8 protein-coding genes are annotated in these 16535 nt (G+C 51.8%); all 8 read right to left on the bottom strand.

The features are described 5' to 3' along the window. Window positions 1-141 precede the first annotated feature (141 nt). A complete protein-coding gene (gene pyrD / locus K0J45_RS09135; protein ID WP_220045046.1) occupies window positions 142-1167 on the bottom strand; it encodes a quinone-dependent dihydroorotate dehydrogenase in 1026 nt (341 codons plus the stop codon). A 62-nt stretch (window positions 1168-1229) separates the two neighbouring features. Beyond that, window positions 1230-6074 (bottom strand): NAD-glutamate dehydrogenase, encoded by a 4845-nt coding sequence (locus K0J45_RS09130; protein ID WP_220045045.1) that lies wholly within the window; start codon window positions 6072-6074, stop codon window positions 1230-1232. Window positions 6075-6338: 264 nt separating this feature from the next. Further along, window positions 6339-8642 carry an efflux RND transporter permease subunit gene (locus K0J45_RS09125; RefSeq protein ID WP_011865606.1) on the bottom strand — a complete coding sequence of 768 codons (2304 nt, stop codon included), beginning with the start codon at window positions 8640-8642 and terminating at the stop codon, window positions 6339-6341. A gap of 12 nt (window positions 8643-8654) precedes the next feature. Further along, window positions 8655-9668 (bottom strand): WD40/YVTN/BNR-like repeat-containing protein, encoded by a 1014-nt coding sequence (locus tag K0J45_RS09120; protein WP_220045044.1) that lies wholly within the window; start codon window positions 9666-9668, stop codon window positions 8655-8657. A gap of 115 nt (window positions 9669-9783) precedes the next feature. Then, window positions 9784-11148 (bottom strand): DUF1329 domain-containing protein, encoded by a 1365-nt coding sequence (locus tag K0J45_RS09115; RefSeq protein WP_220045043.1) that lies wholly within the window; start codon window positions 11146-11148, stop codon window positions 9784-9786. An 18-nt stretch (window positions 11149-11166) separates the two neighbouring features. After that, entirely contained in the window at window positions 11167-13215 is a 2049-nt protein-coding gene (locus K0J45_RS09110) for a DUF1302 domain-containing protein (RefSeq protein ID WP_220045042.1), read from the bottom strand. Between the two features lie 325 nt (window positions 13216-13540). Next, the gene (locus K0J45_RS09105) at window positions 13541-13759 is read right to left on the bottom strand and encodes a DUF2835 domain-containing protein (protein WP_434086958.1); all 219 of its coding nucleotides are present in this window, start codon (window positions 13757-13759) and stop codon (window positions 13541-13543) included. Window positions 13760-13939: 180 nt separating this feature from the next. Continuing rightward, entirely contained in the window at window positions 13940-16501 is a 2562-nt protein-coding gene (gene pepN / locus K0J45_RS09100) for an aminopeptidase N (RefSeq protein WP_220045041.1), read from the bottom strand. Between the last annotated feature and the right edge of the window lie 34 nt (window positions 16502-16535).

The following is a 16535-nucleotide window of genomic DNA, read 5'->3' as shown; positions in this document are numbered from 1 at the left end:
TTTAATACAGCTCGATAATAGATGATATTTCATCCAATATCAAAAAAAAATTATAAATATGATATAGATTACAACACGTTATCGCGATCAAACGCGATCCAAATAAGATCGCGCGATCGTTTTAAGATCTAAAATAAGATCTTATTTACTTTTTACGCGATAAGCATCGACGATCTCTTTAATTAATTCTGGTCCGCGATAAATAAAACCAGAATAAATTTGTACCATGGTTGCACCCGCATCGAGTTTATCGAGCGCATCGGCAGCACTGTTAATACCACCAACCCCTATGATGGGCACCTGACCTTTCAGGCAATCAGCTAATTGCTTGATCACTTTTGTTGATAATGAATTCAACGGCTTACCGCTTAAGCCACCGGCTTCATTAGAATTCACCAAGCCGCTGACACCGTCGCGGGTCAGCGTGGTGTTGGTGGCGATAGCACCATCGAACTCGTTACGAATGAGCGACTCGGCAATCTTCTCAATCTCGTCTGGCTCAAGATCCGGCGCAATTTTCAGCGCGATCGGCACATACTTTCCATGACGCTCGGCAAGATCTTTCTGCTTAGCTTTTAGTGATCCCAATAGATCATCAAGCAGATCGCCATACTGCAAACTGCGCAGGCCTGGTGTGTTTGGCGATGAGATATTGACCGCAATATAGGCTGCATAGGGGTAAACCTTATCCATACAGATGAGGTAATCCTCTTTGCCCTGCTCTACCGGCGTATCCTTGTTCTTACCGATATTCACCCCAACCATGGCACCAGACTTGGCTGCCTTCAGGTTAGCGACCAGATTATCGACACCCTTATTGTTAAAGCCCATGCGATTGATAATCGCCTTAGCCGGCTTTAAACGAAACAGGCGCGGCTGATCATTACCAGGCTGTGGACGTGGCGTAACCGTGCCCACCTCCACATGGCCAAATCCCATGGCGTGGAACGCATCGATACATTCACCATCCTTGTCCATACCGGCAGCTAAGCCGACAGGATTTGGAAAGGTCAATCCCATAAACTCGACAGGGGCCGCTTGCAGCTTCTGTGCATAAAAGCAGTTTAATGGCGAATTCGCAGTAGACTTCAGACTGCCTATAGCAAGGTTATGGGCCTTCTCTGGATCCATCTGAAACATCACTTTCTGTGCGATTTTGTAAAACATGCATTCTCCTAGACCGAAAAAAGCCCCGGCGATTGCCAGGGCTCATGACTAATTGTTATTTTTTACGATTGACCTTCGCAATGAAGGATCAACAGATTCAGCTCACGTAGGGCGACTGAGAACTTCGCAAACTCATGGGTCTGCGAGGTCTTAAAGTCTGCAAGCATGTGGAACCATCTCTCCAATAAGCCCTGATTGGATTCGACCCACTGATCGATAATGGCGTCAGCGTCGCAAACTGATGGGCAGGTACGTAACACTACTGAACTCAGTGAACGTTGCTGCCAATCGAGTTCTTCCCTAAATGCCGCTCTCGCCAGCGCCTGCCAGTGGTTAGCCACAGGCTGGGCACTGATCTGCTCGAGGAACCAGTGCAGGTCGATACGAGCACCTAACTTGTAGTAGGTCTCGGCAACCAAGGCCACTGGCTTGTCTTCCAACTCGGCAATTTGTGAGATATCCAGTGCAGAGAACAATGTGCTCATGTTGACGACATCGGTCGCCACCTGCTCTGGTACTCCTTCTTTCACCAGCGCTGCAATCTCGGCGCGGATGCCGTTAACTTCATCTTCCACCAAATACTGATGAACGTTCTGACGAAGTTCCTGGAACACTGGGCTAAAGAAGGCCACAACCTGCTCGATGCTTTGGTTACGGTTACGATGACGTAAGAACCAACGACACGCGCGGCGTAGATTACGACGCAACTGATGCAGCATCTCACCCTGAACCACAGCGGGTACCACACCGTTTAGCGCCGTGATCGATTTAGTTAATTCAGCTAAACCAAATACTTCACGAGCCATAGTGTAGCAGATAGCGGCTTCGGCGACTGAGGCACCTGTCTCATCTTGCATACGCTGAACAAAATTCAAGCCCATGTCGTTAACCAACTCGTTGGCCAAAGAGGTGGCAATGATTTCGGCGCGCAGCGGATGGGTAACCATACGCTCGCTGTACTTCTCCTGTAGCTGACGAGGGAAGTATTCGATAAGCAGCTGACTCAGGAAAGAATCGTCGGTAATTTCCGGCGTGAGCAGTTGCTCTTTCAATACCATCTTGGCGTAAGCCACCAGTACCGACAGCTCAGGGCGAGTCAGTGACTTACCGTTCGCCAAACGCTCAGCCAGCTCATCATCACTCGGCAGGAACTCGAGTGCTCTGTCTAGCTTGTCTTCCTTCTCCAGATAATGGATGAAGCGGATCTGCTCTTTCAACTGCTCGGCGCCACGCACCTGAGTCACAGAGATGGTACGGGTCTGATCCTTACAGTCTTGCAGTACGATGCGGCTGACTTCGTCAGTCATCTCAACCAGCAGACGGTTACGCTGTTTCACCGTCATCTCACCTTCGGCCACCATGGCGTTCAGCAAGATCTTGATGTTCACTTCGTTATCCGAACAATCCACACCACCCACGTTATCCACGAAGTCGGTGTTCATGCGACCACCGTTGGCGGCGTATTCGATACGACCCAGCTGGGTACAACCTAAGTTACCACCCTCGCCTATGATACGGGCCTGAACCTCGTTACCGTTGACGCGCAGTGCGTCGTTGGCGCGGTCACCCACCTCGGCGTGCGTCTCGCTGGTCGCCTTGATGTAGGTACCGATACCACCGTTCCAGATCAGATCCACCTTCATCTTCAGCAGCTCTTTAAGCAGCTCGTTTGGTGTCATAGATGCTTTCTTGGTATCCAGCATCTTCTTCATTTCTGGCGTCAGGGTGATCGACTTGGCCGAGCGCAGGAATATTCCACCGCCCTTAGAGATCAAATCTTTATTGTAATCTTCCCAGCTTGAACGCGGCATCTCGAACAGACGCGCACGCTCTTTATAGCTGCTAGCCGCATCCGGATTCGGGTCGATGAAGATATGCATATGGTTAAATGCCGTCACCAGACGTGTGTGCTCAGAAAGCAGCATACCGTTACCGAATACGTCACCGGCCATATCACCGATCGCCAAACAGGTGAAATCTGTGGTCTGACAGTCAACGCCGATTTCGCGGAAGTGACGCTTAACCGATTCCCACGCGCCGCGCGCCGTGATACCCATCTTCTTATGGTCGTAACCGTTACTACCACCGGATGCGAAGGCATCACCTAGCCAGAAGCCATACTCTTCAGAGATAGCGTTAGCGATATCAGAGAAGGTCGCGGTACCTTTGTCGGCCGCCACAACCAGATATGGATCGTCCTCATCGTGACGAACCACGTTTGCTGGAGGCACGATTTCGCCTTCGACGATGTTGTCAGAGATATCCAGCAGACCGCGGATAAACAGGCGGTAACACTCTTGGCCTTCGGTGAAGAAGGCATCGCGGCCACCTTCGGTCGGCAGTTGCTTACAGACGAAACCACCCTTGGCGCCCACAGGTACGATAACTGTGTTCTTCACCTGCTGAGCTTTTACCAGACCCAGTACCTCGGTACGGAAGTCTTCACGACGGTCAGACCAGCGCAGACCACCGCGGGCAACCTTGCCACCACGCAGGTGAACACCCTCTACCCTTGGCGAGTAGACGAAGATCTCAAACTTAGGCAGCGGACGTGGCATCTCAGGGATCTCCTCAGGAGAGAACTTGAATGACACGTATGGCTTGTTGCTACCGTCTGGCAGCACCTGATAGAAGTTGGTACGCAGCGTGGCGTTGATCAGATCCAGGTAACGACGAATGATACGGTCGTCATCCAGGCTAGACACATCTTCCAGACGCATATCGATCTGTTCAACAAACTTAGCCAGAGTACGGGTCTTTAGCTTAGGGTTGAACTTACGGATAAACATCTTCACCAGCAGATCGGCGATCTGTGGGTAGCTGCTAAAGGTCTCTTCGATGTAGGCCTGACTGAAGGTGGCATCGATCTGACGCATATACTTAGCATAGGCACGTAGCACTGACACTTCGCGGCCAGACAGACCCGTCGCCAATACCAGACGGTTAAAGCCGTCATCTTCAAGCTCTTTACGCCATACCTGAGACAGGGCTGTCTGGAATCTATCTTGGCTGTCGGCCAGGTTATCAACCGCAGCGCCTTGTACCGTCATCAAGAAGTCAAGGATCCAGAAGGTCGAACCGTCGGCGGTCATCACTTCATATGGACGTTCGTTGATCACGCGCAGGCCGAAGTTTTCCAGCATAGGCAATACATCAGACAGATGGATTGGCTCATCTTTATGGAAGAGTTTCAGGCGCACCTTGTTGTCTTTAAGCGCAGTTTCCTGTGGCTGATAGAAGAGCATGCCAAGCTTGTGATCGTCATCCAGCGCTTCTAAGTGCTCGATATCCACAACGGCAGAGCTAGGCAACACATCTTCTTTGTAGCTGCGTGGGAACGCATTCACATAACGTTTGACCAAACGGTTGCCAGACTCTTCGCCTTGGGCAGTGATCAGCGCTGTGTTTAACTTGTCTTCCCATGAACGCGCAGCTTCAATTAGATTGTTTTCGATGGCAGCCACATCTACATCCGTAATATTATTATCGACTTTGACTATATAGTGAGTACGCGCGAGCGTAGACTCAGAGAAATAAGTTGTAAATTCAACATCTTCTTTAGTGTTGAAGTGTTGCGCCAGAATACGTTGAGTATCTTCACGCAGCTTAGTGTTGTATCTGTCTTTAGAGACGTATACCAGGCAAGAGAGGAAACGACCAAAGCCATCCTTGCGCACAAACAACTTGAGTTTGTCGCGATCTTGCATCTCGAGTACGCCATGAGCCATGCTGGCCAGTTCAGATTCCCGTGCCTGAACGATCTCGTCACGCGGCAAGGTTTCCAGAATATGCATCAAAGCCTTGTAGTCGTGAGAATGCGGCGTCAGGCCAGAGTCGTCCAGTACGCGCTGGATCTTCTCTGCCAGTAGCGGGATCTCACGTGGGCTACGGTTGTACAGGTTTGAGGCGTACAGGCCGATGAATCTGTCTTCACCAATAACATTACCCTGCTCGTCGAAACGTTTGATGCCGATATAGTCGACATAGGCTGGGCGGTGAACACGGCTCTTCTCAGTGCTCTTGGTCAGGATAAGCAGACTGCTGTCGAGTGCTTCTTTACGTGCGGTATCTGACAGACTGGAAAGCATGAGTCCCTTAGAACTCTTAGGCTTACCCGGTACGTTCATCAGACCCAGGCTGGTCTCGTTAGCCGGCAGCAGCTCAAGATCGCCCTCGACCTTGTGCAGGTCGTAACGGCGGTAACCCAGCAGGGTGAAATGATGGTTGTTCAGATAGGTCAGGAAGTTGATGGCCTCATCTAGCTCACGCTTCTCACCCGGGAACGGACGGCTAGGCAGCTCGGCGATGGTCTCGCTCAGCTTGTTCGACATCGCCTGCCAGTCGTTGACCGAAGCAGCCACGTCACCCAATACAGATTGAATCTCTTTTTCTAGGCTCTTGATATCGGCATCGCTGCTCAGTCTGTCGACTTCGATCAGGAATACGGCAACCTTGTCGTTGCTCTCGTCCTTGTCGTCGTTATAGCTAACACCTGTGATCACGCCTTGGTCACGCTTCACGGTCAATGGCGTGTGCAGCATCATATGGGTAGTGATGCCCATGCGGTTAAGCGCCATGCCTACAGAGTCAACAAGGAAAGGCATATCCGGTTGAATCACCTCGATAATTGAGTGGGATGATTTCCAACCATGCTTAGATTGACTCGGGTTAAACACGCGAATATGGGTCTCGCCAACAGGCGTCTTGTTCGCGGCATTCCAAAGGCTGAGGACGGCGCCGTAAAGATCACTGTCATTGCGGTGTTGCAAGTCATCTTTCGACATGTGGGCATAAATACAAGTTGCGAACTGTTCAACTTGCTTGGCTTGTGTATTGGGAACTTTCGAATGAATTAGGCTGACTACGTTCTCGAGTAGTACTGAAGGCATTGCATCTTTCAAGGCCATGTTGCTGTTTCCTTTAGGGTCTATGGCAGCGTTTTTGTAATTTTATGGATGCTTGAGCATATGACAGGCCAAATCTAATTATGTGACCTAAGTCATAGCGCGAAGTTTATTACTAAATGTGCCAATTTTCGAGAACTATTTTAGTGGTAGATCCTCATCCCCCGGGGTTTTGCGGCCCTATTGATGTGCATGATGAAAAAACAATCGTAAAGTGAGCGTAACTATGCAAAAAAAGAGAGAGCTAATGCTCTCTCTTTCAGTTCACTATCGCGGCTTACGCCAGAAAACTGCGCCTATCGCAGGCAAAATAATTATTGCACCCAACATATTCACTAAAAACATGAAAGTTAACAGGATCCCCATGTCCATTTGGAACTTAAGTGCCGAGAAGAACCAGGTGCTCACGCCAATCGCCAGTGTCAGGCCGGTGAAGATCACCGCGCTGCCCCGTTCGATAAGGGCCTGATGATAAGCTGTTTGCACCGGCATGCCATCTCTGAGTTTGACCGCCATGGTCGACAAGATGTAGATACCATAGTCCACACCTATCCCCACACCTAGGGCGATCACCGGCAGGGTACTCACCGCCAGACCGATATCGAGCTGCGTCATTAGCGCCTGCGCCAGGGTCGATACCACATAGAGTGGCAGGATCACCGCCACGGTCGCGCGAATCGATCTGAAGCTGATTAAACAGAGCACAAACACAGCGCCATAAACATAGAGCATCATAGGCAGTTGCGCCTCGGCCACCGCCTCGTTGGTCGCCGCCATCACACCAACCGGGCCTGAAGCCAGCTTAAACTTGAGCTTGTCGCTGTCCATCTTGGCCGACAGTGTCTTGACCTTGTCGATCACCTGCTCGATAGTCTCCGCCTTATGATCTTTAAGGAACAGATACACAGGCATCACAGAGCAGTTGCCATCCAGTAGGCCCGAAGTGGTCGGAATCTGCCCTACCGCCTGGACCAGACTCGCCGTGGTGCGAGGCAGCACCTGCCACTTAGGGTTACCCTCGTTGAAACCCGCGTTGACCCGCTTAGCAATAGAGGCAAGACTCGCGGTCGACTCAACCCCCGGAGTATTAGCCACCAACCACTCAAACTCATCTATCTGGGTCAGCACATCATGATAGGTACAAGCCTCGGGAAACGCCTCGACGATCACCGTCATCACGTCTGTGGTGATGGAGAAGTGATCGGTAATATAGAAGGTGTCCTGGTTGTAGCGGCTGTCAAAATGCAGCGCAGGCGCGCCGCCCTGCAGATCGCCGATCTTCATCTTACTCGCCTGCTGCAGGCCGACGCCATAGAGGGCTACGGTGGCCAGCAACACGATAACCGCATACTTAGGGGTCGCGAAATTAGAGAGCTTACGCCAGAGCGCATCCACCTTACCGTTAGACTTTGTCGGCAGCGCCTTGACCTCGGTAAAGGAGATCAGCAGTGGCAGTAGCACCAGGTTGGTCAGGATGATCACTGCCACACCCAAAGAGGCCGAGATGGCCAGCTCACGAATGATACCGATATCGATGGCCAGCAGTGTCATGAAGCCCACGGTATCGGAGAGCAGCGCTACCCCACCAGGGATCAGCAGGCTACGAAATGCCAGCGCGGCGGCGGCCTTAGTGGTTTCCCCCTCACCCACACGGCGCCTGACGGCATTGATCATCTGCACCCCGTGACTCACCCCGATGGCAAATACCAGGAAGGGGATCAGAATCGACATAGGGTCCAGGCCAAAGCCCACCACAGTAAGCAGACCGAGCTGCCAAACCACAGCTACCAGGCTACACACCAAAGGCAGCAGGGTCAGCTTGACCGAATGGGAGAAGAGATACACCATCACGGCAGTTACCAAGATAGCAATGGCGAAGAAGAGCACCACGCCCTTGGCCCCCTCGGCCACATCGCCGGCCATCTTGGCAAAGCCAATAATATGGATCTTTATCTTGTCGTTTTCATACTGGCCGCGCAGCTCCTTCTCGAGCTGACTGGCAAACGCCAGGGTATCAAGCGGCTCGCCAGTCTGAGGGTCGAAGTCCATCAGCTGCGCGGTCACCATGGCCGCCGAGTAATCCTCGGCGATCAGACGCCCGACGATGCCCGCCTTCTCTATGTTGCTACGCACCACCTCAAGCCCGGCAGGGGTAGTCGAGAAATCCGCCGGGATCACCGGGCCGCCGGCAAAACCATCTTCCACCACCTCGGTAAAGCGGGTCGAGGGCGAATAGAGCGACTTCACCTGGGCGCGATCGACGCCTGGGATGAAGAACAGCTGATCGTGTACCTGTTTTAGGGTATCGAAGAAGTTGGGGTTGAAGATGTTGCCACTGCTGTCTTCCACCGCCACCATGATGCTATTGGCGCCGCCAAACTGCTTCTGATGCTTCAGATAGGTCTGCATATAGCTATGGTTAAGCGGAATGTTCTTAACGAACGCCGCATCCATCTTCAGATGGCTGGCTTGGAAGCCGAGAAACAGAGTTGCCAGCAAGAAGGCGAATATCACATAGGCCCGTTGCCGAAACAGGAAGGATTCTAATCCATTAACTAATTTATCTAACATGCCTGGGCCTTATTATTTTTGTTGTAATGCAACTAAGCCTTTGGTACCGGCAATCCACAGTGTACCCGTCTTATCCTGACCGATAGCCACCAGGTTTTCCCCCTGACGCTGCGTTACCACAGTCACGCTATCATCGCTGGCCACGTCGATCACCACGCCGCCGTTGCCGACCAGCCTGACCTTGTCGTCACTCAGCACTAGTCCGCCATTGAGGGTAGATTTTGTGGTCAGCTCAATCTCTTGCCACTGCTCGAGATCCCCTTCACTCTTAAACAGGTGACCGCGAAGGCCGAGCACATAGATCCCCTGTTTAGCCACTAAGATGTTAAACAGCGAGCCCTCGTAGGGAAAGTCGATACGCTGCCAGGTGAGGCCCTTGTCTTGTGACTGGGCCGCTAAACCGAGTTCGCCCACCATCAAGAGGCGGTCATCGGCCAGGCGCACCACGCGATTAAAGTGAGGCAGTAAGGTGCTGCGCTCTTTCAAGTAAAGGCTTTCATCTTCAGCCTTTAACTCATCCAGATACGCCTGATCTTCTTCATACAAAAGCTCAGTGTGAAACTCTTGCTGCCACTGCTTACCGCCATCCTGGGTGCGGTAGAAGAGACCATAGGCGCCAATGGCGATACCATGCTCGGCATCGAAGAAGAGCACATCCAAAAACGGCTTTTCAATTTCGGGAGAGCGCATCTGCTCTACCCAGCTGTTACCGCCGTCTTGGGTATGCAAGATGGTGGCGTCATGGCCCACTGCCCAGCCAAGCTCTGGCGTTAATAGGGTCGCCTTGGTCAGCAAGGCACGGCTCGGTGAACTCACCTGCTGCCAGCTATCGGTAAAACGGAATAGATGACCGCGATCGCCTACGGCAATCATGGTCTCGCCCTGCTTGGCGATATCCAATACCAGGGAGTGCGTCGCCAGCGGCTGAATATCGGAGCCTGTCACCTCGGTTGCCGCTTGGGCCCCGCCGAGAGTGACAAAACAGAGTGAAGATAAAGCGACAAGCCGAAGCATGCTAAACCACATACAAACTTCCTTTCGTGAAATGAGGGGCCAACAGGCCCCTCTACGCTAACTCTTTAAAGAACGAGTCCTTAATACACAAGTACCTAGTCAAATATAAGTGCCTAGGTATAAGCGCTTAACGAATACCAGCGCGTCTCAATGCCGCTGGGGTAAAGTTCGCTTCGCTCAACTTGGCATCGAAGTTATACATACGACCCTCGTTGTCCAGACCCATAGCCAGGTAACGACGAGATTGTAGATCGTGGATCACTTCGAGTGTGGTCCAGTGAGTCGGCACTTCGTAGTAGTTGATGGCGTGTGCCACGGCGACGCGATAAAGCTCATCGCGGTTGTCGTACATATCCGCCATAGACACTTGCCAAGAATCCTCATCTAGATAGAAGACGCGAGTCTTGTAGATATGACGCATCCCTTCCTTCAGTTGAGCCTTGACCACCCACACGCGGTGTTTCTCCCAACGCACATAATCTGGGTTGATATGGCCAGGTTTTAGGATCTGCTCATACTTGAGCTTATCTGAGTGCAGCTTGTAGTCGTTGTAAGGAATGTAGATCTCTTTCTTGCCTAGCAGTTCCCAGTTGTAACGCACTGGCGAGCCGTTGAACATATCGAAATCGTCTGTGGTGCGCAGACCATCAGACACAGTACCCGGAGTATCGAAGGCGACGTTTGGCGCCTTGCGCACGCGGCGCTGCCCTGTGTTATAGGTCCAGGCCTGACGCGGTAGCGCCTCTTGATCCATGGTCTCCTTCACCAACAGTGCGGTACCCGCCAGACGTGCCGGCTGTGTCACCACCTGCTTAAAGTAGAACAGGGTGTTCGACTCTTTTAGTTTATCCAGAGTCATCTCGGGACGAGAGTACTCGAAGCGGATCTCTTCGGCAGTTTCCACCAAGGTGTAGCTACCAGATGCTGTAGGCGCCGCCTGGCTACGGGCGGTTTCCACATCTACGCCACGAAAACGCAGCACGTGGTTCCAGATAGCCTCGAGACCATTTTGTGGGATGGGGAAAGGCACGCCGATTGAGGCGCCAGAGATACCGTTACCATCAGCCACTAACTCGGCGCGCGAAGCATTGGCCTTAGTGGCATCGTAGACAAACTGCGGCACAGAGGCGGTGCGGCGTGTCTGATAGACATTCATCTTGAAGGTATCAGGATAGAGATCGAACAGCTTGAGCAGGCCTTCGGTCAGATTATCCTTGTACTGCGCCTTGTTGGCATTAGTGATGGTAAATTCAATCTTATCGCCAGGGAAAGGATCTGGATGATGCATCCCCTTTTCGTAACCCGCAACAGGTTTGGTGATGCCACCATCCCAGGCAGGGATAGAGCCATCTGCGTTACCCGCCTTTTCACCGCCGAGCGGCGTGAGTTCGGTGCCAAGCTTGGCCGCCTCGGCCTCTGATACTTTTGCAAAGGCTGTTGGCGCGGTCAATGCGACGATCACAGCTGCCGACAATAGTGTTAGTTTTTTCATTCTTATTGTCCTTGTGAATTAGATTGAATACTTGATGTTAAACGACACGTAATCACGATCTGACATCAGATTCGTGGTGCCGACACCACCGAAGAAGGAGTTGTAGGAGAAATCTGCACCCCAACGACTCTGATAATCGAAGTTCACGCCGATAGCGACGGACTTCTTACCTTCGGTGAACAGGAACATAGGATCGGGTGTGATCCCGTCAACATCATGTGAGAAGATGATGCGCGGCGCCATGTTGACCCCGGCAAACAGGTTGTTGTATTCGGCCTTGGCCACCAGACGATAACCCCAGGCAAAATCTGTTGGGAAAGGGTTAGTCTCAGGACCATTGTGAACAGCCTCTATGATGCCAGGCATATTTGGGTTGCCGCCAGAGCGCGCAGTACCTGGTCCATTGAGACGCAGCTCATCGAAACTTGGCATATCGTGGATCCACACACCACCAACCTCGGCCAGCATGACTAGGTTATCGGTACCCAGGGTTGGACCAAATAGATGGGTAAAGGTCACCTGTGCCTGAGTCGTATCACGGCGGATATAACCCTCGGCCGCTTCACCAGAGCCAATGCCTTTCACCTGAGAGATGCCATCAAATTCTGGACGCAATCCCGCATTGGCCAGCTGCTGTGGCATGGCGGCAAACAGGAGTTCCACGTCATCTATCTGTAGCGGCTCATCTTGACGGTGAGCTATCTCACCGGCCACAGAAGTGTCGCCAATCAGGGTATTGAAGCTAAAGCCATAGAGCTTGATATCTTCTGGGTATTCGATCTGTGCCTTAGAGAAGGTCTCTAGACCCAGCAGTGTCTGACGATCGACCGTACCACCAGTTGCCCCTAGGGCTGCCAGAGTCGCTAAATCTTTACCAATCGCTTCCTGGGTAAAGTTAGCCGCGGTGCCGCTGATCAGCGGGCGACGGCTATGATAGTTCATATAGTAGAAACCAAACTCGGTTTCCCCTAGCTCTGGCGCATAGTAACCTAGCTTGATACCGTATTGGCCCGAGTCGCTGGCGCTCGCCTGATCTTGCATCAGGGTCACCTTAGTCGGATAAGCCAGTGCCAATGAACCCAGTGTCGCCGCATCATATTGACCCGATGCCACCATGGCCGCCAGCTTCTGATACTCGCCGATCAAGAAGTCGAGATTGATATCTGGGTTAGCGTTGAAGCCCAGCTGCGCATTTTGCGAATAGCCGCCATAGCCGGCGAAATCATTGGTTGAGAAGTAAGAGCCCGGAGTCGGCACCCAAACTGGTTCCCAATCATATTGATAGAAGGCTTCAACCGAGAGCGATTCCGTCACACCCAGTGACGCCCAGATCATCCCCTGAGGTCTGAAGGCTTCTTTAAGCTCGGCGCCCGGCGCATTGAGAATGTTAAGATCCACCGGGTTGATGACACCAATACCGTGCGGGATCAGGGTGCTTTCACCCCAAGAGACCACCTGGTTACCGATACGAACGCTAAGTGGGTTGGCACCATCATTAAGATCGAAATCGCCATAGATGAAGGCATCTAACAGGCGCACATCTTTACACTGTACCTTAGAAGCTTCGGAGTCGGCGCAAGGGTCATACTCTTTGCCGGTTATCGGATCGCTATAACCATAGCTGCCGTTATTGGCCTTCTGGTCGTAGAAATACATGCCACGGGCAAACAGACCGAAATTCTTATATTTGAGTGACAGTTCATGCAATCCCTTGAACACCATAGAGGTTACGTCACCCTGAGAGTAGAGCATGTTACTCAAGTCACCATTACTCGAGTAGGAACCCGGCTGAGCCCAAATCTCGGCCGAAGTATATTTGGTGTTACCGAATGCGGTATAGTTTGACCAGTCAAAGCGCGGGTGATTCACCTTACCGATCTGATTATCCCAGTCTCGCTCCTCAACACGCCAACTTGCACCGGCACTGAATGTTGAATCGAACGAACCTTGAACTTCTCCCCAATCGAACGACACGGCTTGCACGCCCGTAGTCGCTCCAATACTCAACGCTGCGACGATCCCCAAAGCTAGCGCTGACTTGTTAAAGCCATTTTTAACGTTTTTCATTTTAGCTCTTCTCCGTAACCTGCTGGATTCTTTGTTATAGGAATGGTGGCCAACATCTTGTTAGCGTACAGGTAACACCATTGTTACAGCATTTGGGGGTGATGAGCAAGGCGAAAAAACAGAAAATTACCTTGAGATTTGTGCACTTAAGCTAAAGGGCTTACGTAAATTCAAACACACGATTTAAATCTATTCTAACAAGTCGTACCAGATGAAAAACGCCCGTTGAAAAAGCAAGCATAAACAGGCAATTAAACTTGTATCATCGAAAGCTAAGCCTTTGATGAATCGAAATCGCCCGTTTGAAGTATATACTCTAATAATCTTAAAGTTGGGTCAGAGAAACCAGTTTACCTTGGTCATCGAGTTGCAGACGAAAGTAACCCCTGATACCTGAGGTGGTCAGAAAAGGTCTGAAGTGACGGGCGTGGATCCAGAGAGTCTTACCTGAGCTGTCTTTCACCTCAATCTTATCGATACTGCCTTGATAATAATTGAGAAACTCCTGGTAACTCACCTGCATGGGAAAGGTAAATATCATCATAGTTTGCTTTCTAAAATGGGGCGAGATGCTATACACCTCGCCCTACTCTCTTAGACAATCTGTTTACGTTAAGTCAGCCTAACGATTCGCTAACCGCTAAGCCAGTAACTAATCCAGAAAATGAGCCTGTAACTTAGTCCGAAACTAGGCCAGTAACTTAATCAGAAACTAAGCCAGTAACTAAGCCAGCGCCTTAGAGACCTTCTCATAAAGGTCTTTAGACAGATCCGGCAAGGCCAAAATCTCCTGCAGAGCACTGCGCATCAATTGCTGGCGCTGTTCATCAAACTTCTTAAATTGGATCAGCGGCGTAATGATACGTGCAGCCACCTGAGGGTTTAAGGTATTAAGTTTAATGATAGCTTCAGTCAGGAAACGATAACCACTGCCGTCGATGCGGTGGAACCCCTCAGGGTTTGCCGCCGCGAACGCGCCGATCAAGGAGCGTACCCGGTTGGGATTGGCGAAGCTAAAGGCACTATGCTGGGTAAGCTCACGCAGTGCGTCACAGCGATCTTTACCCGGGCAGCATGCCTCCAGCGTCAGCCATTTATCCATCACCAATGGCGTATCGGCCCACTTCTGCTGAAAGTCTTGCAGTAGACTGGCGCGCAGCTCAGACTGCTCAAGGTTGAGCGCGGCCAGAGCGCCCAGGCTATCAGTCATGTTGCCCGCCTGCTCATATTGGCGCTGAGCCAGGCCTTGATGAGCATCTGACGTTTGCAGCAGTAAACCGAGGCAGGCATTCTTCAGGGCTCTCGCCCCGGCATCGTCTAACAGACTCAGCTCACGATAACGCGCAAGCAGCTCATCTTCACAACCAGCGGCGATCTCTTCGAGCATAAACTCGCGGGCCGCAGCCAGGGCATCGAGATCGACACTAGTCACCTGCTCTACCAGGGTATTTAAGCTTGGGAACCTAAGTACCTCTGCCAGCAATGCCTGATCCAGCTGCTCATCGAGCAGTAAGCCTTTCACCCCATCGACCAAACGAGGGTCGACATACATAGCCTTCTGCGCCTTAAGATGGGCCACATTTTGCCAAACCGCCTGGCTAAAGAGTGCGGCCGAGGCCTCCCACTTGGCCACCTCACTGCTGGCATAGCGCATCAGGTGAATAAGTTGCTCTACGCTATAGTCGAAGTTGAGTCTCACCGGCGCGGAGAAATTTTGCAGCAATGACGGCACAGGCTGCTCGCTCATGCCGTTAAACACCAACTCTTGCTCTGCCTCTGTGATGCTAAAGACCTGGCTGAGCAGCGAACGGCCGTCGCTGCCAAGCAGCTCGAGATCGAGCGGGATATGCAGCGGTAACTTCTCACTCTGCTCCGGCGTCGGCGGCGTATGCTGGCGCAGGCTCAGACGATATTCTTGTTTTTCGGCGTCATAGCACTCGGCGACAGAGAGCTCAGGGGTACCCGACTGGCTATACCAACGTCTGAACTGAGTCAGATCCACCCCGCTGGCATCTTCCATCGCCGCGACGAAATCATCACAGGTCACCGCCTGACCGTCGTGGCGCTCAAAATAACACTTCATCCCCGCCTGGAAGCCCTGTTCACCGAGCAGGGTGTGCATCATGCGGATCACCTCAGCGCCCTTGTTGTAGACGGTTACGGTATAGAAGTTATTCATCTCGATCACAGACTCGGGGCGAATGGCATGGGCCATTGGACCGCTGTCTTCGGCGAACTGCTGGTTTTTGATCACCTTGATGGCATGGATACGGTTGACCGCTCGCGAACCCACATCTGAGCTGAATTCCTGATCGCGAAACACCGTCAGGCCCTCTTTCAGACTCAGCTGGAACCAGTCGCGGCAGGTGACACGGTTACCCGTCCAGTTATGGAAATACTCGTGGCCCACTACAGACTCGATGCCGTGATAATCTTCATCGGTTGCCGAGTCTTTATCTGCCAACACATATTTAGTGTTGAACACGTTCAGGCCCTTATTCTCCATGGCGCCCATGTTGAAGAAATCCACCGCGACTATCATGTAGATATCGAGATCATATTCGAGATCGAAGCGGCTCTCATCCCAGGCCATCGACTTCTTCAGCGATGCCATGGCGTGGTGAGCCTTATGCAGGTTGCCCTTGTCGACGAAGACCTGCAGCGCAACCTCGCGGCCGCTTTTAGTGGTAAAGCTATCGTCCAGCAGATCGAAATCACCCGCGACTAAGGCAAACAGGTACGCAGGTTTCGGGAAAGGGTCTTCCCAACAGACGAAGTGACGTCCGCCGTCAAGTTCGCCCGAATCGACACGGTTACCATTGCTCAAAAGATAAGGAAACGCCGCCTTGTCGGCTTCGATGCGCACCTTGTAAATCGCCAGCACATCGGGGCGATCGAGGAAATAGGTGATGCGTCTAAATCCTTCCGCCTCACACTGAGTGCAGTAGGCGCCATCTGACATGTATAGGCCTTCCAGCGCCAGGTTAGCCTCGGGATCCAGCTTAGTCACTATGGTGAGTTCAAAGTCGGCTAAGTCGGTTTCGATACTCAGCTGCCCCTCGGTGACGCGATAATCATGAACCTTACCATCGACCAGCAGCTGGCTAACGCTTAAGCCTTCACCGTCCAGTTCAAGGGTGTGTACAGCATCTTTTAGACGCTTCACCTGGCTGACCGCAGTCACCTGAGTATTGGCACCATCGAGCACAAAAGAGAGATCCACCTGAGTAATAGTGAAATCCGGTGCGCGATAGTCTTTTAAATATTTGGCCTTAACCTGTGCCATTAAGATTCCCTCATCTGAAAAGATTATAAAAAAA

This window comes from Shewanella alkalitolerans (genome assembly GCF_019457575.1).
GTDB classification, from domain to species: domain Bacteria; phylum Pseudomonadota; class Gammaproteobacteria; order Enterobacterales; family Shewanellaceae; genus Shewanella; species Shewanella loihica.
Note: the sequence above shows the minus strand (reverse complement) of the source record. Positions and strands in the feature narration are given on the sequence as shown.

Excerpts from the sequence above, each read along its gene's own strand:
- K0J45_RS09115 (WP_220045043.1), bottom strand. The coding sequence starts at position 11,148 with ATGAAAAAACTAACACTATTGTCGGCAGCTGTGATCGTCGCATTGACC.
- K0J45_RS09130 (WP_220045045.1), bottom strand. The coding sequence starts at position 6,074 with ATGGCCTTGAAAGATGCAATGCCTTCAGTACTACTCGAGAACGTAGTC.
- pepN (WP_220045041.1), bottom strand. The coding sequence starts at position 16,501 with ATGGCACAGGTTAAGGCCAAATATTTAAAAGACTATCGCGCACCGGAT.
- K0J45_RS09105 (WP_434086958.1), bottom strand. The coding sequence starts at position 13,759 with ATGATGATATTTACCTTTCCCATGCAGGTGAGTTACCAGGAGTTTCTC.
- K0J45_RS09125 (WP_011865606.1), bottom strand. The coding sequence starts at position 8,642 with ATGTTAGATAAATTAGTTAATGGATTAGAATCCTTCCTGTTTCGGCAA.
- K0J45_RS09120 (WP_220045044.1), bottom strand. The coding sequence starts at position 9,668 with ATGTGGTTTAGCATGCTTCGGCTTGTCGCTTTATCTTCACTCTGTTTT.
- pyrD (WP_220045046.1), bottom strand. The coding sequence starts at position 1,167 with ATGTTTTACAAAATCGCACAGAAAGTGATGTTTCAGATGGATCCAGAG.
- K0J45_RS09110 (WP_220045042.1), bottom strand. The coding sequence starts at position 13,215 with ATGAAAAACGTTAAAAATGGCTTTAACAAGTCAGCGCTAGCTTTGGGG.